Source organism: Vibrio mangrovi, assembly GCF_024346955.1.
GTDB classification, from domain to species: Bacteria; Pseudomonadota; Gammaproteobacteria; order Enterobacterales; family Vibrionaceae; genus Vibrio; species Vibrio mangrovi.
This window is the reverse complement of sequence record NZ_AP024884.1, coordinates 89,988-115,469: the sequence shown is the minus strand read 5'-3', so window position 1 is coordinate 115,469 and position 25,482 is coordinate 89,988. Positions and strand designations below refer to the sequence as shown.

Sequence of the window (25,482 nt, the reverse complement as noted above, 5' to 3'; positions counted from 1 at the left end):
GCTCCGATCACATCAACCGACGAGAGGGAACAGGACATGCCTGAACAATCAATCCGCTACTCTTTCGGGGGTGATGAACACTTGTTTGCCGAAGTCTCCGAATCCATGTCACTGCCTGCATTTTTCCGGGGGCTGGAGATGACGAATGCGCTCAAAGCGATGAAGTTACCGGGAGTCCTGGATGTTTGTCTCGCCAACGCTTCATTTCAGATTCGCTTTAATCCGGATCGCATTTCCCCACAAACGTTGTTACACAAAGTAAAATCGCTTGAAAACCAACGTGGAACGGCACACTATCTCGACACTCGTATTATTGAAATACCGGTTTATTACAATGATCCATGGACACATGAAACCCTGATGCGTTTTCGGGATCGGCATCAGTCCCCAGAACAGACCGATTTAGAATATGCCGCCAGTTTAAACGGGTACGGCAACATTGAAGACTTCATTCTTGCACATAGCCACTCCCCCTGGTTTGTCTCGATGGTTGGATTTGTTGCCGGCCTTCCTTTCATGTTCCAGATGGTCGAACAGGAACAGCAAATCGAAGTCCCCAAATATCTGACTCCCAGAACCGATACCCCGAAACAAACGGTCGGTCACGGGGGCTGCTTCGGCTGTATTTATTCAGTTAAAGGTGCCGGTGGATATCAAATGTTCGGGACAACTCCCGTACCAATTTATGATCCCCAGCAATCGATGCCTCACCTGAAAGATTCGATTGTTTTCTTCCGCGCAGGCGACATTGTGAAGTTCCGCCCGATTGACCGGACTGAATACGGACAAATCACTCAGGCAGTAGCAGCCGGAGAATATGTGCTTCACACCCGGTCATTCAGGTTTGATTTACAGGAATATCTGGCAGATCCGGAAAGCTACAAAGCTCGTATTATGGAGGCCCTTTATGTCAATTAAAGTCATTAAACCCGGTCTCAGCACAACCGTGCAGGATTGTGGGCGCGAAGGGTATTATCATCTGGGTATTCCACCATCAGGCGCATTAGATCAATACTCGATGAAGGCGGCTAATCTGCTGGTTGGCAATGTTGCCGGTGAAGCCGTTCTGGAATGTACGCTTCTGGGGCCGGAACTTGAATTTCTCAGCCCGATGCTGATCGCCGTTTGTGGTGCAGAAATGCCGCCAATGCTAGACGGTGAAGTGATGCCGATGAATACGACATTAAAAGTGCAAGCCGGGCAAAAACTCAGCTTTGGCTATCCCTTAAAAGGCTCCCGGATTTATCTGGCCGTAGCCGGTGGCTTTAATCTGAAACCAACGTTAGGCAGCCGTTCAACATATGTACTGGGCAGCCTCGGTGGAATGAAAGGACGAACAATACAGAAAGACGACCTGCTGACGATCGGTTCCCCCACCGTTAACGTCAGCAAAGGTCGCACTATCCCGAAACGGTTTCTGCGCCCGATACATAAAGAAGCAACCATTCGGGTCGTTCAGGGACTTTACGCCCACCGGCTCACACAGGGAAGCCTCGCACGTTTTTATCAGGATGAATGGTTAGTCGGCAGTGAAGCGGATCGTATCGGTTATCGCTTTAAAGGTGGGCATTCACTCGACTTTAAACCAAGAGTCCAGCCATTCGGGGCTGGTTCAGATCCCTCAAATATTGTGGATGCCTGCTATCCAATCGGCTCAATTCAGGTACCGGCAGGTAAAGAACCGATCGTCTTGCTCCGCGATGCAGTATCCGGTGGCGGTTACGCAACAATTGGGACGGTCATCAGCCCTGATCTTGATCTGATCGGCCAAATGCAGCCCAACTACAAAGCTCAGTTTGAAGCGGTCACTGTCGAAACAGCACTCAAAATCAGGGAAGAAACCAATCTGCGTTTACAAATGCTACACGAGCACCTGATGCTGTGATATGAATAAAACGAATAAAGACCATGCATGTGGCATCACAGGCAATGGTCTTTTTATTCTGACGTTGTGTTTTTGTGTCTCGTAAACCTTACCGGTTAATACGGCTCATCTGTTAATACGGCTTATCTGTTTATACGAAAATAAAGTGTTAACACGACTCCGGTGCATAACATCACTAATCCAACTTCGATAACCATCCTGCTTTCTCCATTCGATGTTCGATAAAACCACCACAGCATTAACAGCAGCTATGAGCATAGATGAACATGGTTTTATTATAAGTGTAATAGTATAGATTCATCTAAAATGATTAATTCATTTTATAAGACCCAATGTATCTGTTGTCAAAACGAATGGATTAGTTCCTGAGAGGAAATCACACCCGTCTCATTTGTGAGATTCATTACACTCACATCTATCAAAAGGGCAATATCCGAATAAGTCACCGATTGCTGGGCAACTACCTTTATCTTCCCTGGAGATTCTTCTATTCGATTAAGGACGTTGAAAGCCCGCTTTAACCTGTGCCACCTTTTCCCGAATCACACAGCCCTTCTCGTGATCGTTGACCAATCCCATCGCCTGTAAAAATGCATACACTGTCGTTGGACCGACAAATTTCCAGCCCATTTTTTTCAACTGTTTCGACAAAGCAACAGATTCCGGTGATGTAGACACTGACTGAGGTTCCGGTAATGAAGCAGGATCCGGTTCATAGCGCCAGAAAAAAGCTGCTAGAGAGCCTTCCTGAGCCACCAGCTCCTGCGCCCGTTTTGCATTATTGATCACCGCTTCTATCTTTCCCCGGTGCCGGATAATGCCTGCGTCCTGTAGCAGACGCGCCACATCGTTTTCAGTAAATTGTGCGACCTGATTAAAATCAAAATTCACAAAGGCCCGGCGGAAATTTTCCCGTTTTGCCAGAATCGTCCGCCAACTGAGTCCGGACTGAAAACTCTCCAGACATATTTTTTCAAACAAAGTCCGATCGTCATTAACCGGAAATCCCCACTCCTGATCGTGATAATCAAGGAAATCGGGGGTTGCTCCACACCATTGACATCTTTTTTGACCATCCGGGCCAATATATTCTTTATTCATATCCATTCCCTATATCAACTGACTCATACTATCCGATAACTAATGCTATTCGAATTCATTGAAGTCTATGTATTATGTAAAACAAGCGTAAATATATTCAAGTACATAAAATAGACTTTTAAACAATATGCAAGTTACAATCCATTAACAGACTTAAATATGAGTGCAGCAGTAGGCTCAAGATGATGTTGTCTTTTTTTGATATAAAATGCCGTAGAAGATATCAGGGAGTATCCCGTGTTACCGGCCTGTTTGCCTCAATTCTGAGTTTGCTTCCCCTCACCGGGCATGCTAACACTGACGAAGCACTCTCTTTTTCAGGGTTTGGCCGGATCACCGCAGGCTATCTGGACACATCTCAGGCAAAATACATGGGATACGCCGATCGGTTATCTCTGAAACCCGAAACATTACTCGGTCTGCAAACTTCATACGATCTCAGTTCTACTTTCAGTGCCACGATTCAGGGCGTTTTGCGTACGCAGCGCTCAGCAGACGATGAACTGATTAACTGGGCTTATCTGTCCTGGCAGCCGGGCGATAATCTTCTACTGAAGGGCGGGCGACTACAGACTCCCTTCTTCGTTTTGAGCGATGTTCTGGATGTCGGTTATGCCTATCCCTGGATTTCTGCACCTCAGCAGGTCTACAACAGTTGGCTATTCCCGACTTATAATGGTGTCGACCTTTCCTGGGGACACTCTACAGACACTTTCGATTCTTCTCTCGAAACCTATATAGGGCAGTATTCTGGTACTCATGAAACCAACTACGGTTCCACTGAATACGATGTCAGAATCTTTGGTGGACTCATTGCCCGTGTTGACATAAATAACCTGACCTTACGTCTTTCCCACCACCGGGGAAAAGTTCAGCTGGACAAACAAGAACTAACCCAGTTACAAACTTCTCTGGAAACCGCCGGTTATACGCAAACAGCGAGAACCCTGAACCAGACTCACTGGATCAATGTTGAAGAAGCAGCGGTCAGCTACGAAACACTGGATTATTTTCTCCGGACGGAGTGGGTCATGATTAATCCTCAGCAAACGTATCTGATTGCAAATATTCAAAACTATTATGTTTCTGCTGGCTATAACATGAATCCGCTGACGTTTTATGCGACATTTGCTCAAAGCCGGGTCAAATATCAATCTTATCCGAATGAAGTTCCGGTATCAGCCGGTGCATTGTATGATGCAGTCGCAGCACTGAAATCCAGAAGTCAGGACAATTTAATCTCATGGACCTTCGGCACCCGTTGGGATATTCGCCCTAAAATCGCATTCAAAGCGGAAGTCACCCTTTTAGATGGCAAACCCGGAGAAAACGCCTTTTTCAGCTCGATTCAGGATGGCTTCAACAGGAATGCAAATCTCTATAAAATCAGTCTGGAATGGGTATTCTGATGAGAAGAGATGCTCAACCGAATCACTTCTGTCGTATACTACGTTTCTGGGTAGGAATAAGCTCGCTGATATTATGTCTGTTCGTCAGTGCCAAGCCGCATCCGGAAATACTAGTCGTCGCAAATGCAGCATCACAGCTGACAGAATTGACGCATAATGAGATCAGACAAATCTATATGGGTGGTACACTCAGCCGTAAATATCACGCCGTTGCTTTAAAAGTTGGTTCGCCGACCCGGATCCAGTTCAACACAAAAGTTATTGGCTTAACGGAGAACCGGATTCAGTCGTACTGGGCGCAGCTGTTATTTACGGGACGCAGTCAGCCTCCACCGGAGCTGGCTTCAACACAGGAAGTGTTGCACTATGTAACAACCGTCAGTAATGCTATTGGCTATTTACCGGCAGGGCTGGAGATACCACCCAATGTCATTGTAGTCTATAAAAAATAGCCATTGGCGAAACACAACCAAGTACAGGATCTGCTTCATGTCATCAGGGATTCATGAAAAGCTGGGTATCCGGGGAAAATTTCTCCTCATCAGTACGTTATCGATAGCGCTGTGTGCACTATCGGTATTCATGGTGTCCCTGAAAGAACATGAAGCCATCTATATTAAATCCGTCGAAAACAATCTTGAAGCTTTGACAACTAATGTCGCTGACGATCTGCTTTTTACCTTTTCTGAAGATCCGGACAATTTTGTCCTGAAAAACAAACTGCTCACATTCGAAAGATATGATCATATCCTGTATGCCTATGTATACGATGCAAACTGGAACCTTATCGAACGCTATATCAAGCCATCAGCCAGACCGACTCGTATTGTTCATGATCCCCGCTATCAGTCGCTGATTGCACATAAAAAACCATTTCCCGTCACACACATCAATGATTTTCTGGTCTGTATGGAGCCAATAGGTAATCCGGAATTTCCGGTCGGATATCTTGAAGTCATCCATGATTTCAAACAGCCAATCGCCGACAGCCGTCACGATCTGCTCATTACAGCCATCCCTTTGGTTCTGCTGATTCTGTTAATTTCTTCAATTATCTCCTGGTATATGTTCAGAAGAATTCTCACACCGTTGATCCGCCTCTCAGCGTTTACCCGACAGGTCAAACACACCAGAGACTATACGCTACAGCATTCCCCGGAGGGCGTGAATGAGGTCTTGCACCTGAGCCAGGATATCAACTCGATGCTGGAAACGATCAATCAGGAGAATCAGCTGAATCAGGAACAGAATAAAAAGCTCCGTCAGCAACAAGCCTCAATGTTCCGCCTTGCCAATTATGATCACCTGACAGGCCTGCCCAACCGAAGGTATGTGATGGAAACATTGGAACAACAGCTAAGCAGCGCCCAAAAACGCCATACCGACATGGCAATTTTCTTCTTCAATATCGACAGTTTTAAGGACATTAACGATCTCATGGGTCACGCAACCGGAGATCAGCTTCTACATCATCTGAGCCGTATTATCTCAGGTTGCCTGCGAAGAGATGACATTCTGGCCCGACTCGGAGGAGATGATTTTCTGGTGGTTCTTCCCGACCTGCCGGACCCAGACATTGCCAAACAAATCGCCCAAACCATTCTTGAGCAGTTGAAAGCACCGATAGCGATTGAACAATGGGAAATCCATACCAGTGTCAGTATCGGTATTGCGATGGCGAAAGCTTCCGGCTTCGACATTGATACACTGATTTCCAATGCCGACATTGCCATGTCTTACTCAAAAGCAGCAGGTAAAGGCTCATATCGCCTGTTCAAACCCAAAATGCTGAGCCTCAAACGGCGAACGTTACAGATTATGAACCTGATACCGATGGCACTGGAAAATAACGAGTTCTTTCTGGTTTATCAGCCCAAAGTATCCCGGCAGGGTGGTGTTATTGGCTTTGAAGCCTTAATTCGCTGGAACAATCCGGAACTGGGGTTCATTCCTCCTTCAGAATTTATTCCCATTGCTGAAAACGGTGGAAAAATCGGAGAGATAACATCCTGGATGCTCTGTCGGGCAATCCAGGATTTAGAACAGATCCAGGCAATCTGTTCCTATCCGGTGGTAGTCTCGGTCAATATTTCATCCAAAGACCTGATGACACCTCAACTGGAAAATGTGCTTCAGAGTGCTTTGGAAGAGCATCACCAGGATATTACCCGGCTTCAGTTTGAAATTACTGAGTCCAGCTATCTGGAAAAATTTGATGTCGCCAATCAGTTTTTTTCCCGGATCAAAGCCCTTGGCAGTTCAATTGCACTGGATGACTTCGGGACCGGCTATTCGTCTTTAAGCTATCTGAACCGGATTGATATTGATACATTAAAAATTGACCGCCAGTTTGTGGTGAACTCATTCAACAGCGACAAAGACGCCTCAGTACTCAATGCTATTCTGGATCTGACCAAACAATTAGGGTTACACAGTTGCTGTGAGGGAGTTGAAACGGAAGAGCACGCCCGTTATCTGATCGAACGAGGCTGCGATAGCCTGCAAGGATACTATTTCTCTCAGCCGGTACCACTGGCTGATCTGGCTCAGGCAATTCGCTCATCCGTTCAACAGTATCACCGTCTGTTCGATCAGGTCCGTCTGCCCGATCACGCCTGACGCTCCAGCGGCCATAACCATGCAGCTCCGCGTACACCACTGGAATCACCATGCACAGCCTGTCGTATCGGTGTCTGGCATTCCCGGCCGAAAATAAAATCCGGTAACAGTCGCGGCACATTTTGATAAAGACGCTGGATGTTGCTCACACCACCTGCCAGAACAACCACATCCGGGTCGAGAATATTCATATACGCAGCCAGAGATTTCGCTAAACGACGCTCGTAGTCGCTCAAAACCTGCTGTGCCAGTTCATCTCCCTGCGCCGCCAGCGCATCGATCTGATCCCCAGTTAAAGCTACTCCGCTCCGACTCTGATAGTCTTCACACAAGCCCGTTCCCGATACATACTGCTCGATACAACCGTGCCGTCCACAGTAACATGCTTTCCGGACTGCAAACCGGCGTTCCGCTTCATCAGGCCAAGGCAGCGCATTGTGTCCCCATTCACCACCAATACCGTTTCCGCCGATATGTGGTTTGCCGTCAATCGTGATTCCAGAGCCACAACCGGTCCCTAAAATCAGAGCCAGCACAATATGCTGACCGGCTCCGGCACCATCAACAGCTTCTGAAACCGCCATGCAGTTCGCATCATTAGCAATCCGGACTTCCCGGTGTAACAATCCGACCAGATCCTGATGCAAAAGCTGATCGTTCAACCAGACAGAATTGGCGTTCTTCACCCGGCCGGTGTATGGAGAAATCGTGCCTGGAATCCCCATCCCGAATGTTCCGGTCATCCCTGTTTCTGCTTCTACGGTATGCACCAGATCAACAATAGCCTGTAGTGTCTGAGAGTATGAACCACGAGGTGTCGGCACCCGTTGCCGAAATAAAGTATCACCGTTGTCTGCCAATGCTATCGCTTCAATTTTCGTCCCACCTAAATCAACTCCGATACGCATGATTTCTCCTCTGATGTCATCAATTTTAAGTTATTGAGTAAATCTTAAGTAAATCTTAAGTAAATCTTAAGTAATGCTACCTACGATATCTATATGTTTCACCTGCATGTCAGATTTTTTACGACCTGATTCATATGAGGATGTAATGAAAGCAAGTCACCAAGGGCTAAAGCGCGTCTGTTTTGCCACGGTCTACTCCATGAAAGGCCTTCGTTCTGCCTGGATCCATGAGGCCGCCTTTCGTCAGGAGGTTGTAGTCTCAGTTCCACTCATTTTTCTGACCTTCTGGCTCAATGTTACACCATACGAACAAATGCTCATGATTGCATGTCTGGTGTTGGTTCTGATTGCCGAGTTATTCAATTCTGCCGTTGAAGCAGTCGTCGACCGGATTAGCGATGACTTCCATGAATTAAGCGGAAGAGCCAAAGATATCGGCTCTGCGGCTGTGTTTATCACCATCCTTCTTACAACATTTATCTGGGCGTGGGTTTTAATATGAAAATAAATCGTACTATGAGTTTCTACCCGTTTTCATATACGGTCATCACGCTGATTCTTTCGGCCTACTTTGCTCTATTTCTCAATCTGCCGATCTACTCGGCACTGAAAACGATTTTCAGTAAACTTGAGGCAGTCGATACCGGTTTCGTTATTTCTATCCCGATCTTTTTCTTCTGTGCCTTCAACGTTATCTTTTCACTGTTTACCTGGCCGAAGATCACCAAAGTATTCTTTTCTGTACTTATCATTGTCTCAAGCATCGTCTGTTATGCGAGTTATAACTACGGTGTGATTTTTGACATCGACATGATCCGGAATATCGTCGAGACAAACACTGGCGAAGCGACTTCATATCTGAGTATGAACTCCGTACTGTGGATCGTTATTTTAGGGATTATTCCAACTATTTCTCTGTGGCTGTCTCCAATTCGTCCGGAGCCTAAACCAATCCGCTTTATCGGTAAAAAACTCCTGACTATCGTACTTTCCCTGTTGGGAATCATTGTGATTGCCATGTTCTATTATCAGGATTATGCCTCTGTCGGCAGAAACAACAGCTACCTGCGTAAACTGATTATTCCGACTTATTATGTACACAGTATCAACCGCTTCGTGAAAGAAAACTATCTGACAGCGCCGATCAACTACAAACAAATTGGTCAGGATGCATATCAGCCGGTTTCTGAAGCGACTAACGGTAAACCGACACTGTTTGTATTCGTTCTGGGTGAAACAGCCAGAAGTCAGAACTATCAGCTCAATGGTTATCCAAGAGAAACCAACCCGTATACCAGTCAGTCCGATGTAATTGCTTTTCAGAATGTTTCTTCGTGCGGAACTGCAACAGCGGTGTCTGTCCCTTGTATGTTCTCGCGGCTGAATAAATCAGACTATGATGAAAGAGTTGCGATCAATCAGGACAACGTACTGGATATCCTGAATCGTGCCGGTGTCGATATACTCTGGCGGGAAAACGATGGTGCAGACAAACATGTACCAGCTCGTCTCCGGGAAGAAATTCTTTCCCGCAGCGATACCAATTCTCTGTGTAACGGAACCAGTTGTCTGGACATGAAGTTGCTGGAAGATTTTCAGGGAAAAGTCGCATCAATGAAAGGTAACCGGATGATCGTACTGCACCTGATGGGAAGCCATGGGCCGACTTATTATCAACGCTATCCGAAAGATATGGCTGTATTCCAGCCGGACTGTCCGAGAGCTGATATTGAAAACTGTACTCATGAACAGTTAGTCAACTCCTATGACAATACGATCCATTACACCGATTACGTGGTCGGTCAGGCAATAGATCAGCTGAAATCTCTGGAAGACAAATACAATACTGCATTGATCTATATGTCCGACCACGGTGAATCATTAGGAGAAGATGGTGTCTATCTGCATGGCTTGCCTTACAGTCTCGCCCCGAAATATCAGACACATGTTCCACTCTTGCTATGGATGTCTCCGGGATTCAGACAGGCGAAGTCCGTCGATGAGTCTTGTCTGAAAACTGAAGCTCAACAAGCTCAGATATCTCATGACTATCTCTTTGATACGCTGTTGGGAGCAATGGATGTGACAACCAGCGCCTATCGCCCGAATCAGGATGTGTTTGCCAAATGCCGCCAGTCCAACCCGGCACTAGCCATTGCACAGGCATCAGTAAAATAAATCGATATATCCACAGCCATTAAAAAGAGCAGCGATGATGCTGCTCTTTTTATTTACGAATTTACAATGACAAGTATCGTTTATTGTAAATGAATCTGATGTTCGGCAATCAGCATACTCAACTGTTCATCAGCCCGCTGCTGTGCCGTCGAAAATGCTTCTCCCTGCACAATTTCAGTTGCCAGTTCGTAATAGCACTTCAGTTTAGGCTCCGTTCCGGACGGACGGACGATGACTCTGGCATTACCTTCCAACTGATAAATCAGTACATCACTCACCGGTAAATCGATCGATTCTATACGTCCATCAGCCAGCATACGTTGTGATGTCTTATAATCTTCCGTTACAACCACCTGACGACCGGCAATCACCTGAGGTGGTTCCGCTCTCAATGCATCACCGACTGGCGGTGTATCAGGTGCCAGCGCAATACTTTTCTGGGCTGTCACATAAAGACCATGCTGACGATAAATCGATTCCAGCTGATCCCAGACTGTTTTTCCATTACGCTTCAGCGCCGTACTCATCTGGACAAAAGCAAGTAATGTTGACAGTCCGTCTTTATCCCAGACCTGAGTTCCGATGGTGTAACCCAGCGCTTCCTCATAAGCAAATAAGAATGGTCTGTCTTCGCGTTGCTGCTGCATTGCGACATTGGTTAACCATTTAAACCCAGTCAGTGTTTTGAAATAAGCTGCGCCGTAATGCTGCGCTATCTTTTCCAGCAGGCTGGAAGAAACGATCGTATTACCGACCAGTGCCTGTCCGGTGTTCTCTCCGTGAGAGAAACCATTTAACAGATAATCACCCAGCAAAGTCCCGACTTGGTCACCGGTCAGCATATGAAATTCACCCGCCGCATTACGGGCTGCGACAGCAAAACGATCCGCATCCGGGTCATTGGCACAGGCCAAATCGGCACTAGTCTGTTCAGCCAGAGCAATCACCCGATCCATTGCACCCGGCTCTTCAGGGTTCGGGAACTGGACCGTCGGGAAACGACCGTCGGGTTCCCGCTGCTCAGCAACACTGTGAACATGCGAGAATCCGGCCTCACGTAGCAACGCCTCAGCGTAAGGTGCGCCCACACCATGCATTGCTGTATAGGCAATGGTGATATCAGTACCACTCTCATCCGACCGTAACAACGGATGCTGATGAACGGCCTGACGGTAAGCCGCATAGTAATCATCACTCAGCCATTGCAAACGCTGCTCTTCCTCGGCTTCGGTCAGAGATATTGTCCGGAGCGGCTCCTGTGCCGCCTGCTCTATTGCCTGCGCAATCCCCTGATCATGAGGCGGAATAATTTGTGCACCATTTTCCCAGTAAACCTTAAATCCATTATATTCCGGCGGATTATGACTCGCAGTAACCACCACACCGGCAGCCGTATTCAGTTGACGAATACCATAAGCAACAACCGGAGTTGGCGCGACCTGATCGGTTAAATAGACTTTAATGCCCAGCGCAGTCAGCACTGCTGCCGTATCAAAAGCAAAATCTCTCGAATCCAGACGTCCGTCATAGCCAATAATCACACCCCGTTCACGGGCCTGCTTAACCTGCTGAATCAAATAGCGTCCTAACCCGGTCGCCGTTTCCTGAATAACCAGACGATTCATCCGGTTTGGTCCGCATCCGACTTTTCCACGCAGCCCTGCCGTACCAAAAGCCAGACGGCACTTAAACCTGTCTTGCAGTTCTTCCTGATTACCGGCATCGATCAGAGCTTGCAATTCATCTTTGGTTGTCCCATCCGGATCTCTTTCCAGCCAACGGGATAATTGTTCATTCATTGGAGATACCTTTCCACTTTTTTCTTATCCACAGTGTATGATAGATCACTTACTATTTGTGAGTACGCAATCGATAAATGATAGAAATTCTTAACTTCATTTCAAGCAAAATGCGAAGTAGTGAACAGTTGAGCCTTTTCAGGAGAATGCTTCAGAGAATTCTGTACATTATTCTTTACAAATGCCTTTTGGTGTAAAGATTGCTTTAATATTGCATTTTTATAAAAAAAATGATTGCAACATCATATTGAACCCGATACCTTACGTGAGTTAAATCACCTGAGCAGCTCTGCTGCCCTATCAGGTGTATCGTATTGAGAGAGGAAGAAGAACAGAATGTTTCAGACTGATGATGTAAAAATAAAACGAATTAAAGAACTACTCCCGCCGGTTGCGATTCTTGAAAAATACCCGGCAACTGACGTTGCTTCTTCAACAACATTTAATGCCCGCAAAGCCATCCATAATATTCTGAATGATAAAGACGACCGTTTACTGGTGATTATCGGTCCTTGCTCTATTCATGATCCGGAAGCGGCAATCGAATATGGTAAGCGCCTGAAAACCATGCGTGACGAGTTGAGTGGCAATCTGGAAATCGTCATGCGCGTTTACTTTGAAAAGCCTCGGACAACTGTTGGCTGGAAAGGTCTGATCAACGACCCGTACATGAACGATACCTATAAAATCAATGATGGTTTGCGAATCGGACGTAAGCTGCTGCTGGATCTGACCAATCTGGGTATGCCGACTGCCAGTGAGTTTCTGGATATGATCACACCACAATATGTTGCCGATCTGATCAGTTGGGGCGCAATCGGTGCGAGAACAACCGAATCTCAGGTACACCGTGAGCTGGCATCCGGTCTGTCATGCCCGGTTGGGTTCAAAAACGGCACCGATGGCAATATCAAGATTGCTGCCGATGCGATTCGTTCAGCCCGGGCATCTCACCACTTCCTGTCCGTCACCAAGTACGGTCATTCTGCAATTGTTGAAACCGCCGGAAACCCGGACTGCCACATCATTCTGCGTGGCGGAAAAGAGCCAAACTACGATGCCAAACATGTGCAGGATGTGAAAGATAAACTGGCTGAGACCGATCTGCCACAAAAAGTCATGGTTGATTTCAGCCACGCAAACAGCAGCAAACAGTATCAGCGTCAGATGGTTGTTGCCGAAGACGTTGCAGCCCAGCTTGCTGCCGGTGAAGAGCAGATTTTTGGTGTGATGATTGAATCTCATCTGGTAGAAGGCCGCCAGGATCTGGTTGATGGTCAGGCAACAACTTACGGCCAGTCAATTACCGACGCCTGTATTGGCTGGGATGACACAGAAAAAGTTCTGCGTCAGTTATCTGCCGCAGTAGAAGCACGCCGCAAAGCAAAATAAATCTGGCTTGCTGACTCAATTGAAAACCCCGCCAGAAACAGCGGGGTTTTTCTTTTCATTCTTAATTGGCGACAAGCTGTTGCTCAATCTGCCGTATGGTTTTCCGGTAGATTATCCAGGCACACAGACCCGCAAGTATGTTACCGGTCATCGCCCCCAAATAGATTCCCCGCAATTCGGCAACCTGAGCCCCAACCCACAGACAGGGGAGGAAAAAAACGAATAATCGCAAAGCGGAAATAACCAATGCGGTATATGATTTCGCCAGCGCATTCTGGATCGAGACCATTAACATGCAGATCCCCAGAGGACCAAGGCTAATCGGAACAAAGATCAGATGCCATCGCAGTAATTGCTGAATCATCGGTGCCTCAGCCATCCAGACCACAATATAACCGGCTAAGAAAAAGGCGAGAACTGCCAGCACCGTCTGAAAAATCAGTACGAATCTTACCGCAATACCAACCAGATAGCGGATCTCGACAATCTTTTTCTCGCCCAGCATTCTGGCAACCATCGGCGGCATCGCCATTGTCAGAGCCAGCACTGCAACCAGTGAGAAAAACTCAAACCGGGAACCTACGGCCCATGCAGCAACCGGCTCATTACCGAATGAAGCCAGAATATGTGTAGCCATCATCGAGGAAAGCGGCGGCAGTAACTGACTGACCGTGGCTGGTCCCATCACCTGCAAAATCGACTGTACACTGGCCCGGATATCCAGACCTTCCCACTGGAAGGACATCCAGTGGCGGGAAATCACTTTCACCGCAACCACAGCAATCCCGAAGCCGAATGCACAAATAGTTGCCAGTGCCGCACCTTGTATCCCTAAATCAAATGAGAAGATAAAAATCGGGTCCAGAATCAGGTTCACCAGACTGGTTACCATCATCATTGTGCCGGGCAGCATCGTATTCCCGTTAGCACGGCAGATACTATACAGAAAGTAAAGTGTTGCACCGGTCCAGGCACTGATCAGCCAGACAATCCAGTATTGATCGATGATCGGAAAAACTTCCGGTGTCGCTCCCAGCAGATTCAGAATCGGATGGCGAATCAGATAAATCAGCACCGTCAGCAATGCTACACTGACACTTCCGATACTCAGAATCAGGCCGCCCAGCTGTTTAGCGTCTTGCTGCTTTCCCATTCCCAGCACACGGGCAATTACCGACGTAGTCGCAATACCCAGCCCGACCTGTAGCCCGATAATAACCATCTGCATCGGTAGCGTGAATCCCTGAGCTGCCAGAGGCAGAACGCCCAGTTGAGCAATAAAAATACTGTCGACCAACTGAAATCCCATCAGTGAAAGCACGCCGAATACCATCGGCCAGGTCATTTTCAGAAGCTGACGGCCCAGCGGCTGCGGGACATTTACTGTTTGCTGCATAAAAATAAAGGCTCTTTAACAGTCAGATAAAACTTAAACATTATCTGTCCGGATAATCCTGAATGCTATTACTACAAGGCTCACCAGGTTACCCGATATGGCTCAGACATCTGCTCAGTCATATAAAAAGGAAGGGTAGTCTACTGACTCTGTTGGTATTAGCAAAGTAATCTTTACCAAATGATAATTATTTAATTATCCCGTACATTTAACCTTAAACTGATGTTTATTTGCGCAGTCAGGTACGAATCAGCGCTAAGTCACTAAAAATGCAAACAATTACATCTACACTGAATACAGCAAAGGAAAAGGCGTGAGGGAATCATGGCAATCGAACGACTACAGACACAACAACTCTATCATGTAGCCAGGCTGGAAAAGCTTTCCAGCAAATCCACAAAAGATTTAGCGCCGATTGATGAGATCGTCGGGCAGGAACGGGCACAGAAAGCCGTTGAATTCGCCATGTCGATCAAAGAGAAAGGATACAATATTTACGCCATCGGCAGAAACGGACTGGGCAAACGGACTATGGTTCTGCGCTATCTGAACCGCCATCAGCACGAACCGGATGCGTTATTTGACTGGTGTTACGTTGCAAATTTTTCAGAAAGCCGGACCCCAAAAGTTCTGAAACTTCCCCGAGGCGTCGGCAGCAGCCTGCGGCAGGATATTGAAAAACTGGTCGAAAAACTGGTAGGTGCCGTTCCTCTGGCATTTGATAACGAGCTATATATCAGCCGGGCGGAACAGCTCAAAAATCAGTTGGCCGCCAAGCAGCAGACCGAGTTGGAGCAGATCACTAAAGATGCCAAAGCCAAAGGTGTCAGTCTGACAATTACTTCTCAGGGAGAATATCAGTTCATCGCCATGAATGGCGATGAAATGCATACTGAAACAACCTTTGAAGCATTAACAAAAGAAGAACAGGCCTATTTCGGAGAAGCCATCGACGAGCTGGAAGTAAAACTACGCAATATGGTCCGGCAACTCTCAGAATGGGAAGAAAGTTACAACGAAAAAATCAAGAAACTCAATGATGAAGTGACCAGCGAAGTTCTGAATCATTTTATCAAACAGCTCAAAAAAGATTACTCCAGCTATCCGGAAATCAAAAATTATCTGGATGAACTACGCAAAGATATCATCGACAATGTTGATATTTTTCTGGAAGAAAGCAGTGAACAGGGAGAACTGGCCACCGCAGCGCTGGACAAAAAACTTCCGCGCCGCTACAAGGTCAATGTACTGGTCAGCCACCCGGAAGACCACTTTCCTATCGTGGTGGAAGAAAACCCCAACTATCACTCTCTGTTCGGTTACATTGAGACAGCAACCTACAAAGGCACCGTATTTACCGATTTCTCGCTGATTCGCTCCGGAAGCCTGCACCGGGCCAACGGCGGTGTGTTGCTGATGGACGCGATTAAAGTTCTGGAACGCCCTTACGTATGGGACGGTCTGAAACGCGCCTTACGCTCACGCCAGATCAGCATGACGTCACTGGAAAGAGAAGTCACCTTAAGTGGCGCAATCTCACTGGATCCGGAACCGATTCCGCTGAATGTCAAAATCATCCTGTTCGGAGACTATCGCACCTATCAACTGCTGACTCACTATGATCCGGAGTTCAGCGAGCTATTCAGAGTCACGGCTGATTTTGAAGATGAGATGCCCAGAACCGCAGACTCCGAACTGCAATATGCCCGGTTTATTTCCAGTTTTGTTCACGACAACAACCTGCTTCACTGTGATCGCAAAGCCATCGGCAGAATTATCGAACACAGCTCCAGGATTGCCGGTGATCAGAATAAACTTTCGTTACATTCAGCTCATATTGCCAATCTGCTACGCGAGTCAAACTACGTCGCCAAGCAGGCCAATTCCAACATGATTCGTCAGGGCCATGTTGATGCAGCACTGCATAATCAGGAACTGCGGGTCAACCGAATCCAGCACAATGTGATGGAAAGTTTCATCAATGGCACCACTCTGATGCAGACTGATGGTACGGCGGTCGGTCAGATCAATGCGTTGTCCGTTCTGAGCACAACCGATCATATGTTTGGCGTACCGAATCGGATCACAGCCACCACCTGTTACGGTGAAGGCGATATTATCGATATTGAACGCAGTGTCGATCTTGGTGGAAGTATCCATTCCAAAGGTGTGATGATTCTCACCGCCTATCTGCATTCCGTTTTGGGTAAGAATGCCAAAGTTCCTCTGACAACCACCATTACGTTCGAGCAGAGCTATGGCGGTGTAGATGGTGACAGTGCCAGTATGGCTGAATTCTGTGCGATCGTCTCTGCATTCTCACATCAGGCCAACCGTCAGGATATTGCTATCACAGGCTCAATGAACCAGTTCGGCGAAGCCCAGCCGATCGGCGGCCTGAATGAGAAGATCGAAGGCTTTTTTGATGTCTGTACCATCAAAGGCCGTCATCCGGGACAAGGCGTTATCATTCCCCGCTCAAACGTACATAACCTGATGCTGCGTAATGACATCGTCAAAGCAATTGAAAAAGAGGAGTTCCACATCTGGGCAATTGATCATGTCACTGAGGCAATTGAAATCTTCACCGGTAAACCAGCCGGCATCGCTACTGATGACGGCAGCTACCCAATCAACTCTATATTCGGTATTGCTCAGGCGAAGCTGAATGCGATGAGGAAATAAGAACAATGTAATCTGTCTGGCGCGCGCAGGGTTTTCATTCTGGTAACTCAGACCTGCGCCTCAGGTCAATACCCTAGGAAAAATCACTATCTGCCCTTTCTGGATTAGCCGATAAAATCAGCAATCTCTTGTGCCACTGTCAGTGGATTCTCCCACATCATCGAATGTCCGGCTTGCGGAATCACCGCAACATGGACACCGGCCTGAGGCAGTCTTTGCAAATCTTCATCCGGTAATGAATATTCACCAAACAGTACAAGTTTCGGCATCAGAAACTGAATCAACAACTCCCGCCACGATGGTACAGAGCCGGTAACCAGTGATTGAGACAACTGGTGAACAGCAACAGGAGCCGCAACCTGCATCGTTCCGGCCCATATATGATTCCCCGTTAAAGTCGCCTCCTGAATCTTGCGCTGATAGCCTTTCTCACAGAAATCAGAAAGAGACTGACAGGCAATCGTCTGGCTGAAGAAACCACCACCCGGATCCAGATTAGGTTCGGCCAGAACAATCGATGCAACCCGCTCCTGACATAGAGATGCCAGTTCTATTGCTATCGCACCTCCGGCACTATGACCAAAAATCACAAGCCGGGGAAGCTGCATCGCATCGATAAGTTCCATCAGAACCTGAGCATGGTCACGAACGGAATAACTGAACGTTTCCGGAGCATCACTAAAACCGGCACCAAATAAGTCCACCAGAATACAACGGTGCCCGCTCAATAACGAACTGGCAGCAACCGCAGGATAATCACTTGATGATGAGCATCCCAGGCCATGAATAAAGACAATCGGGAGTTTATCACCTGCAATATCGTGATATCTTAAAACAGCTTGATACTTTTCAATATAATGAGTTTTCATCATGCTCAGACAGCACCTACTGATCGATCTAAAAGCTCTCGATTATATCGTGTAGTTGCATCGATACCAGATGATTATGTATAAAGACTGTACCGGCTTTAAATGCCAGATGTCAGTATCTTCTGACAGGAATTGAAATGAATTGATCATTGTATGAATGGTGCAATATCCAATTAAATAAGACACTAACTAAAGTCAGAAAGGGAAAATATGATCATAAGAAAAGCAGAAGCAACAGATGTGGATGGATTGTTAACCCTGAATTATCAAATCGGAAAGCTCCATTTTGAAAATGTACCTCAAGCTTTTGTTGAACCTTCTGATGCTGATAGAAACTTTTTGCTTGAGGCACTACGGGATGAAACCCGGTTATTTTTATTAGCTGAAATCGAAGATAAAGTTGTCGGTTTCATCACAGCGATCATCACTAAAAATGAGACGGTCCCATTTCTGGTCACCTGCCCAATCTGCCGTATTGGTACGATTGTCGTTGACGAGAATTGTCGTGCTTCAGGTATTGGTTCTGAACTAATGTCTGTATGCACGGACTGGGCTAAAACCCAGGGTGCTGAACAAATGAGACTTGAGGTGATGTCCTTTAATGAAACGGCCCAGAGATTTTATGACAAATTGGGCTTTGAGAATCAGTCACTCATCATGTTCAAAGCTATAGATACTCACGAATAATGATGAATTTAAGAAGCATTTAACTGTAGCTTCAGGGATAGCTCAAAACTAAAATATTTACACTGTAAAACGAAAAAAGCTCCTGCAATCAGGAGCTTTTCATCATAGACAAAGTAACAGTTTAGTTCCCGAGCGTCTGCAACAACCACCAGTATACTGCACCGCCGGCAATACCACCGCCCAGCAGAAACATCACCATCAACTTCCACCAGCTGGTTCCCGGTTGAGTGACCTGAACCACCGCGGCCGGACGACCATTTTCCGTAAACTCCCGGCGTTTCAGAGCCACCTGATAGCAGGTTTCCAGCCGATCAATCTGTTCAAAAATGATATAACCGATCGATTCGAAATCAGCTTTAATACCCGGCCTTTCAGATTGAAGCAGGTAGCTGATGCGGTCACAGAACTGCTCGCACCGATAGAGCTCACGTAACATCTCATAGCTTGCCCGCAGGTTTTGCAGTTCAATAAGCGCTTGAGCGTTCGCCCAATGGAACAAACGCTCAATATACTTATCGCTCTCTTTGATTTCCTCTTTCAGGCTTACCAGACAGCCATACATCAGTTCCAGCCCGTTGGTGTAACCCCGTAATCCATCCAGCTTCAGACTGGCAATGCTGTAATACACGCACATTGCCAGATCGAGTCCGGTTGCCTGCGCCAGCTGTTCACAGTTCTGTTTAACCAGTTCCCAATCCGTTCCACCGGCAAAGGGAGAACGCTCCCGGTAGATCTCTTTCTTGACGGCCTGATACAGCGAATGATTGTGTAAATCGTCCTGCTCGGCAGTCAGGATAAATGGTGTGTTCTCAATAAATAATCGTGGGGACATCGAATTAAATTGCCCTAATCAATGATGGGAGCGCCCGAAGGCGCTCCGTGATTTTTGAAGATTAATATAAGTTACCTGAGAGTTTAAACGATTTAAACAAACGCTGGGTAAATGGATTCACATCAGCTTCGGAGTTAATCCGATAAACCATGTCGCCACCATCAACCGTAAACTTATAGTCTACCGACGTTGTACTTGCCGCTAACACATCACCGGAATCTAACAGGCGGAAGAATGCCCATGGTCCCTGAATAATGATACTCCGCGGTGACAGGTTCGACTTGGTCGGAATCAGCGTAATTTTAGAAATCGCAGAATCCCGTAGCGTGTTCGGCCAAATCAGTTCAACATTCTCTCTTGAGCCATGGCTGTATGACAGGAACTGTCCGTCAACATTCAGCACACTGCGTCGTTTGTTTCCTGTCAGGCGTAGTGGTTCAATTGAGAAGCTGACATCCAGAACACCTTTACGGTTGAAGAAAGCATCCTGAATATGCCGGGCTCGTTCAATCTGCTCCAGAACTTCCGCTTTCACAACGCTCTGACCACTGTCTGCATCAGACAAGCCAACTTTCTCATCAATGAAGATCTTCAACTGATTCTGATAGAAACTATCCAGAATACCGTTTGGCGCGAAGAATTCTTCAAAGTCAGTCAGTGAAGCATCTTTGCTTGACTCCGGATTGAACGGATAGCGATCCGCCAGTTTTTCCCGGAAGACACGATAAACGTCATCATGCCAGCGTACTTCGAGATATTTAACCGCTTCCTGCTTGATCACATACCAGCTTTCATCCGCCAGTTTGGTCAGAATTCTGTCCAGTGGTGCAGGTAGTCCGGATGCAACCCGTCTCAGCGTATAAATCGGATCACCATTCACCAGCTTCATCCGGGCTTTGGTTGCATTCAGCGCCGCCATCCCCATATCAGGAGAAGCCTGAATACCTTTCAGATATAACTTCAGTTCATCGATTGAAGCCAGTACTTCACTGATGTAAGCGGGTTTGTCTCCGACCGCAGTCAGCATTCCGTTCAGATCAGCAAATGGCGTATCGATCATCGCAGCCACACGATACTTCGGCGATTTCAGCAGTTCACTCTGTGCTGAAGAATCATCCGGAATACCGGCAATCATTTTCGTGTTAGCTTCCAGAGTTCTCAACAGACGCTGAATCGGCTCAACGCTACTGGTGATATTATCCAGTACGGTGACAGCATCATTGATATCGTTGAAATATTTAATGTCGACTTCTGCCAGTGCAGCCCGCCAGGTCTTGGTATAATCGGCAACATAAAGTCCCCGGATTTTATCCCGCAGATCCTGTTTATCCGCTTCACTGAACTCAGCCGAGCGATTCTGTCCCAGAACCCATCCGTCAATCAGCGCCAGTTTAGAAACCGATTCGACCTGTGGAATGAAATAGTCCTCAAATCCTCTTTTGGTCAGCATCTGCGGAATATATAAACCATCGCCGTTCATCACCCGCTCATCAAATACCAGATCAAACACCGGACCAACCAGATTACGCAGGTTCAGTGACGGACCAAGAACAGTCGGAGCATTCAGTTTCAGGTTGCGATAAACACGCTGCTTGTTCGGCATCGCATTCAGCTCAGTCTGAACTTTGGCAATCGTCTGATCGTATGCACCCATAATCTGTTCAGCATTCTGATCGCCGTTTTTCCGGGCCGTGGTTAAGTCGGTATGGTCCATGGCATAGTCCAGGTGTCCCATCAACTCTTCCTGAACGGCACGCCGGGCCGGAAACTCTTTCTGCCAGTATTTACCGAAGTAATCAAGAACGATGTCCTTATAACGTCCTTCTTTATCTGTCATCATGCGGTAAACCCGCAACGCATCCAGCTTTTCAACTTCGGTTTTCGCATCATTCATTTTCACGATAACGTCCGAAAGCAGAATCGGCAGAAAACGGGTTTCCAGCAGGTTCAGATAGGTCTTCTCAACCATTGGACCGATAGTATGACCCTGATAAAGTCCCATATCGGAAAGATACTTCGACTTGTTCCGGAAGAAACCGAACTCCAGAGTTGCCTGACGGATTTTGTTCAGAGAATCGAGCATGTCACGCTGAGATGCCTGATAGATATTTTTCGGCAGCTCATTCTTAAACTCGTTTACTTTGGTCAGTACGGCATCCGCATGTTCAACGTTTACCGCATAATAACGTTGCCAGGCTCCGAACAGCAGTAATGAAGCGATCGTACAGGTTGCTCCTGAAAGCAACATCAGACGCCGTTTTCGTTTGGCAACCCTACGGTTATCCGAAGCCAGTCCCGACTCGGCATAAATAATGTTGCTAAATAACTGCGAAGTGAAATAGACCGTCGAGTTTTTCGCAATTTGTGCCCGGTTGACCGCATGTTCCAGTCCGTAGCGACGAGATGCTGCATCATCAAAGGCATTAGTTGGTACGCCTTGCTGGTAAACGGACGTAAAATAAGCCCCCCGGACCACGGCGGAAAGAGAGTACTGATCATTCCCCAGCGTTTCGCGGAAGAACTGGGTCAGAATATCTTTCAGTCCGGAGATCTGACGGCTGAAACTATAGACACCATTCCGTTCTTCCGCTTCCATAGGGACGGAAACGGCTTTCGGTAACATGTCATTAATGGTGGTCATAAACTGAAGATAATCGTCTTCAAATTCTTTTAACCAGGCATCCTGATCATCATTCGGATTCAGCTGGAAGGTAAAACCTAACGCTTCTTCCCGTTCTGCTTTGGAGTAATGTCTGAAAAACGGTTCGAAACCATACAGCAGATCCAGTTTAGTCAGAGCGATGTAGACCGGTAACTGGATCGACATTGTTTCCATCAGTTCCCGGAGCCGGGCCCGCAGAATACTGGCGTATGCTTTCCGCTCAGATGCTTTGGAGGTTGCCAGATGGGAAACATCCAGAGCCAGCACAATACCGTTCAGAGGACGGCGGCTACGAGTCCGCTCCAGCCACTCAACAAAGTGCTTCCACAAACGACGTTCCATTTCTCCGTCATTGTCTTCATCACGGTTACCCTGAGTCAGCAGTTCACCATCCGGATCAATCACAACCGCTTTGTCGCCAATCCACCAGTCAAATGAATATGGATTTTCACTCCGCTGGCCGGATGCCCGCATCACGGAAGACAAAGTAAAGTTCTGTCCGGAACGGTTGATCAGGCTGGTCTTACCCGCATTTTCCAGACCCAGAACCAGATACCAGGGAGAAGAATACAAGAAGTCCCGCTTATTCTTCAGGCTCTTACGCATGTTGGTAATCACCTGATTCAGCTCAACTTCCTGACGCTCTTCCATCAGTTTGACCGGATCCTGGCGAAAGACTTCTTCTTTCTGCTGTTCTGCCTGATAGCTTTGTAATTTTCTCCACTGCCAGAACCCCCACACGGCGGCAGCCAGTAAGAAAACCAAGAGGCTGGCAAAAACCCGGGAAGTGACACTCGCCAGTGGTTTTGTGTCATAAATAGTGAGCCATGGACCTGCCCACCAAATTGCAATATTTATTAAAATAAAGCTGACTAACAGCAGTACCGGCACCAGTGCTACCATGCTCGGTATTAATTTTTTTAGCAGCCCGAAAATCTTTTTCAACATGGACGATATCCTTCGCTTACTCTGACGTTGAATATTTTTCTAATCGTTGCATGAGTGAGGGTTCCCACTCAGAAACACTTGCTGAACCCGCCTGACGGTACAATGTCTGATACTGTTCCCCGGCCATCGCCGCGAAACCGTGCTCGTTGAGCAAATCAGCAGACATCATCCGCCAGTAAAATTTATCCCGGGGTTCGACCGCCTTTTCAAGGCCGCCATTAATCATGGAGAGAGCGACAGCAATTCCGGCCTCTTTCGCCAAAGTAAATGCTTCCTTACGTTTCTCCTGCCAGCTTCCGACAACAGCTGTAGATGTCGTCCCCTGTTCCTGCTCTCCCAGCCATGCATCCACTTCTTCTGAAACAAACGGCTGTCCGCCTTTAAATTTCAGCTCTCTTAACTTGGGCAAACGCTCAAGAAAATAGGTTGCTTCTTCCCGGATTCCCCTGCACCACTCTTTTTTATCCAGTGCCTGTGCAATCTGGTAGCTCATCATCTGCCCTTCAAACCAGTAAGGAGCCATCGTCAGGCTTTGTTCAATTTTGCGCCATAACGATAAATCCGGACTACGCATCAGATCCTGATAATCTTTGACCCGATCCTGCTGCATCGGACGAAGCATGGTTTCCCCGTCTGAGTTATGATCAGGTTCAGACACAATCCCCGACCAGACCGCATGACGACGCAGACGAATGGCTAACGCAATACCCTGTTCCTGTTCGGCCAGAAACTCGGAAACTTTCAGCAACGTCTGTCTGGCCGCTTTCTCACTGGAGCTGTCAACTGAAAGCGTACTCGTGGTTGTCGTGCTTTCCTGATGTTGCTGTGCTTTGGGTTTCTGCGCCTGTTGCTCAGCCCGCTGACGCTCTTCCGCCAGCCGCATTTTGGAACGTAAGGTATTCAGCAGCGAAGTAAAATCTTCGGTCGTCAGTTCCTTGGCTTCTACTGCTTTATTCAGGGCATCCAGTGCATTTTCCAGATCACTCATCAACTCGCCGGAAAAGCGGTTGAAATCCTGCTTATCTGCAGCAATTCCAAAACGCTGAACGACTTGTCCAAAGAATTTACGTCGCGGTAATTTTCCTCTCGGCCCCGGAGCCGGATAACTTTCTTCCCAGAAAAGTGAGACAAAATCTGCCCAGAGAAACAGAGACAGATTAAACCGGGCTGGTGTCGCCTGATGATGCAAACACTGCAATAGATAAACCAATAGCTTGATATCTTTTGATTTTTCTTTCAGTAGTTTCAGAACGCTATGTTCGACCTCATCCCATTGCACACTGGCATGAGAAAGAGAGCCGACTTTCATCATCTGATCTTCAACAAAATCAAACAACGGTTCGTCAATCAAACGTTCACCGACCGGATTTTCTCCCTCAATCGGTGTGGTAATACACGGGCGATATTCAGATAGTTCCATAGTTTAAGCTACCAATCACAACGTTTTCTTAACGGTTGCAACGCCTGACTCAAAGCATTTGTGTCGAAAGCTAAACCATCGACAACCTTTGAATTAGAACGCAGCACTGTTTTTTCCTGCCCGGCCATAATTTTCATCAGACTAATGGCCGGCATTCCCCGGCCTGATGAAAGTAATAACCCAGCGTCATCACTTCTCCAGTACTGTGTTGCCCGCTGAATGCTAACTTTCACCCTCGCATCAGGAATCTCACTCGGCAGAGCCAGTTCAACCCGGCTGATACGGTGAATACAGCTCATCATCAGCAATGGCTTTTGGTCATCGGCAAATCGTGATGCCGAATTTGATGCAATCAGAATCAACCATGCATCATCACCTTGCTCGGTCAGATGCATCGTTTCACCTTCACCTACTTTCGCCAGTGAATCCATGGCGTGAAGCCATGACTCCGATGCCCCGACCTGCTGCTCTTTTCTTGGATTCAGATGCAACGGTGTTGCAAAAACCCGGTCAAAACAGCGTAGTCTTTCCAGACGCTCCGAAACTTCCCGGCACTGGTTTGCCTGCTGGACCAACTGCTCCGGCTGCGATAACGCTTCCGGCTTCGGCATTTCGGGTTCTGTTGCGGCAAAAGCCGCATGAAGAGGGGATAACAACAGTGTCATCAGGCTCACGACAGAGCAAGACATCCT

19 protein-coding genes are annotated in these 25,482 nt (G+C 47.2%); 10 read left to right on the top strand and 9 right to left on the bottom strand.

All coding sequences use genetic code 11. The features are described from left to right. Nucleotides 1-36 precede the first annotated feature (36 nt). Entirely contained in the window at nt 37-918 is an 882-nt protein-coding gene (locus tag OCU74_RS16770; protein WP_087481695.1) for a 5-oxoprolinase subunit B family protein, read from the top strand. Further along, on the top strand, nt 908-1,885 hold the full coding sequence (locus OCU74_RS16765; RefSeq protein WP_087481696.1) for a 5-oxoprolinase subunit C family protein: 978 nt from the start codon (nt 908-910) through the stop codon (nt 1,883-1,885). Before OCU74_RS16770 ends, OCU74_RS16765 begins: the two co-directional genes overlap by 11 nt. A gap of 495 nt (nt 1,886-2,380) precedes the next feature. Here OCU74_RS16765 and OCU74_RS16760 read toward each other — a convergent pair whose 3' ends face one another. Beyond that, nucleotides 2,381-2,986: a DNA-3-methyladenine glycosylase I gene (locus OCU74_RS16760; protein ID WP_087481697.1), complete on the bottom strand. Its 606-nt coding sequence runs from the start codon at nt 2,984-2,986 to the stop codon at nt 2,381-2,383. A 182-nt stretch (nt 2,987-3,168) separates the two neighbouring features. On the opposite strand from OCU74_RS16760, the gene OCU74_RS16755 reads away from it, so the two are divergent. The 3 genes from OCU74_RS16755 to OCU74_RS16745 are packed head-to-tail and all read left to right on the top strand — an operon-like array spanning nt 3,169 to nt 7,014. Then, entirely contained in the window at nt 3,169-4,395 is a 1,227-nt protein-coding gene (locus tag OCU74_RS16755; protein WP_087481698.1) for a hypothetical protein, read from the top strand. Then, a complete protein-coding gene (locus OCU74_RS16750) occupies nt 4,395-4,847 on the top strand; it encodes a hypothetical protein (RefSeq protein ID WP_143693246.1) in 453 nt (150 codons plus the stop codon). Before OCU74_RS16755 ends, OCU74_RS16750 begins: the two co-directional genes overlap by 1 nt. Nucleotides 4,848-4,884: 37 nt before the next feature. Beyond that, the gene (locus OCU74_RS16745; protein WP_087481700.1) at nt 4,885-7,014 is read left to right on the top strand and encodes a putative bifunctional diguanylate cyclase/phosphodiesterase; all 2,130 of its coding nucleotides are present in this window, start codon (nt 4,885-4,887) and stop codon (nt 7,012-7,014) included. On the opposite strand, the gene mak is transcribed toward OCU74_RS16745, so the two are convergent. Continuing rightward, on the bottom strand, nt 7,005-7,922 hold the full coding sequence (mak, locus tag OCU74_RS16740) for a fructokinase (protein ID WP_087481701.1): 918 nt from the start codon (nt 7,920-7,922) through the stop codon (nt 7,005-7,007). The genes OCU74_RS16745 and mak overlap by 10 nt on opposite strands. Before the next feature lie 145 nt (nt 7,923-8,067). On the opposite strand from mak, the gene OCU74_RS16735 reads away from it, so the two are divergent. Together OCU74_RS16735 and OCU74_RS16730 are read left to right on the top strand one after the other, a co-directional pair. Next, nucleotides 8,068-8,424, top strand: a complete 357-nt coding sequence (locus OCU74_RS16735) for a diacylglycerol kinase (protein ID WP_087481702.1) — start codon at nt 8,068-8,070, stop codon at nt 8,422-8,424. Further along, the gene (locus OCU74_RS16730) at nt 8,421-10,100 is read left to right on the top strand and encodes a phosphoethanolamine transferase (RefSeq protein WP_087481703.1); all 1,680 of its coding nucleotides are present in this window, start codon (nt 8,421-8,423) and stop codon (nt 10,098-10,100) included. Before OCU74_RS16735 ends, OCU74_RS16730 begins: the two co-directional genes overlap by 4 nt. Before the next feature lie 80 nt (nt 10,101-10,180). On the opposite strand, the gene OCU74_RS16725 is transcribed toward OCU74_RS16730, so the two are convergent. Continuing rightward, nucleotides 10,181-11,899 carry a phospho-sugar mutase gene (locus OCU74_RS16725; RefSeq protein WP_087481704.1) on the bottom strand — a complete coding sequence of 573 codons (1,719 nt, stop codon included), beginning with the start codon at nt 11,897-11,899 and terminating at the stop codon, nt 10,181-10,183. A gap of 336 nt (nt 11,900-12,235) precedes the next feature. Here OCU74_RS16725 and aroG point away from each other — a divergent pair, with 336 nt between their 5' ends. Then, complete coding sequence (aroG, locus tag OCU74_RS16720) at nt 12,236-13,291, top strand: 3-deoxy-7-phosphoheptulonate synthase AroG (protein WP_087481705.1); 1,056 nt, start codon at nt 12,236-12,238, stop codon at nt 13,289-13,291. Between the two features lie 61 nt (nt 13,292-13,352). Here the strand turns inward: aroG and OCU74_RS16715 are convergent, their stop codons facing one another. Further along, a complete protein-coding gene (locus OCU74_RS16715) occupies nt 13,353-14,687 on the bottom strand; it encodes an MATE family efflux transporter (RefSeq protein WP_087481706.1) in 1,335 nt (444 codons plus the stop codon). Nucleotides 14,688-15,011: 324 nt separating this feature from the next. On the opposite strand from OCU74_RS16715, the gene OCU74_RS16710 reads away from it, so the two are divergent. Next, the gene (locus OCU74_RS16710; RefSeq protein WP_087481707.1) at nt 15,012-17,372 is read left to right on the top strand and encodes a Lon protease family protein; all 2,361 of its coding nucleotides are present in this window, start codon (nt 15,012-15,014) and stop codon (nt 17,370-17,372) included. Between the two features lie 104 nt (nt 17,373-17,476). On the opposite strand, the gene OCU74_RS16705 is transcribed toward OCU74_RS16710, so the two are convergent. Further along, a complete protein-coding gene (locus OCU74_RS16705; RefSeq protein WP_234993603.1) occupies nt 17,477-18,244 on the bottom strand; it encodes an alpha/beta fold hydrolase in 768 nt (255 codons plus the stop codon). A 207-nt stretch (nt 18,245-18,451) separates the two neighbouring features. Between OCU74_RS16705 and OCU74_RS16700 the strand changes: the two genes are divergently transcribed. After that, nucleotides 18,452-18,928, top strand: coding sequence for a GNAT family N-acetyltransferase (locus OCU74_RS16700; RefSeq protein WP_087481708.1), 477 nt, complete (start codon nt 18,452-18,454; stop codon nt 18,926-18,928). Nucleotides 18,929-19,049: 121 nt separating this feature from the next. On the opposite strand, the gene OCU74_RS16695 is transcribed toward OCU74_RS16700, so the two are convergent. The 4 genes from OCU74_RS16695 to vasI form a co-directional block, all read right to left on the bottom strand. Further along, complete coding sequence (locus OCU74_RS16695; protein WP_087481709.1) at nt 19,050-19,760, bottom strand: type VI secretion system ImpA family N-terminal domain-containing protein; 711 nt, start codon at nt 19,758-19,760, stop codon at nt 19,050-19,052. Between the two features lie 61 nt (nt 19,761-19,821). Further along, nucleotides 19,822-23,325 carry a type VI secretion system membrane subunit TssM gene (gene tssM / locus OCU74_RS16690; RefSeq protein WP_200807755.1) on the bottom strand — a complete coding sequence of 1,168 codons (3,504 nt, stop codon included), beginning with the start codon at nt 23,323-23,325 and terminating at the stop codon, nt 19,822-19,824. A 61-nt stretch (nt 23,326-23,386) separates the two neighbouring features. After that, complete coding sequence (gene tssA, locus OCU74_RS16685; protein WP_087481711.1) at nt 23,387-24,790, bottom strand: type VI secretion system protein TssA; 1,404 nt, start codon at nt 24,788-24,790, stop codon at nt 23,387-23,389. A gap of 8 nt (nt 24,791-24,798) precedes the next feature. Then, nucleotides 24,799-25,479, bottom strand: coding sequence for a type VI secretion system-associated protein VasI (gene vasI, locus OCU74_RS16680; protein WP_234993604.1), 681 nt, complete (start codon nt 25,477-25,479; stop codon nt 24,799-24,801). Between the last annotated feature and the right edge of the window lie 3 nt (nt 25,480-25,482).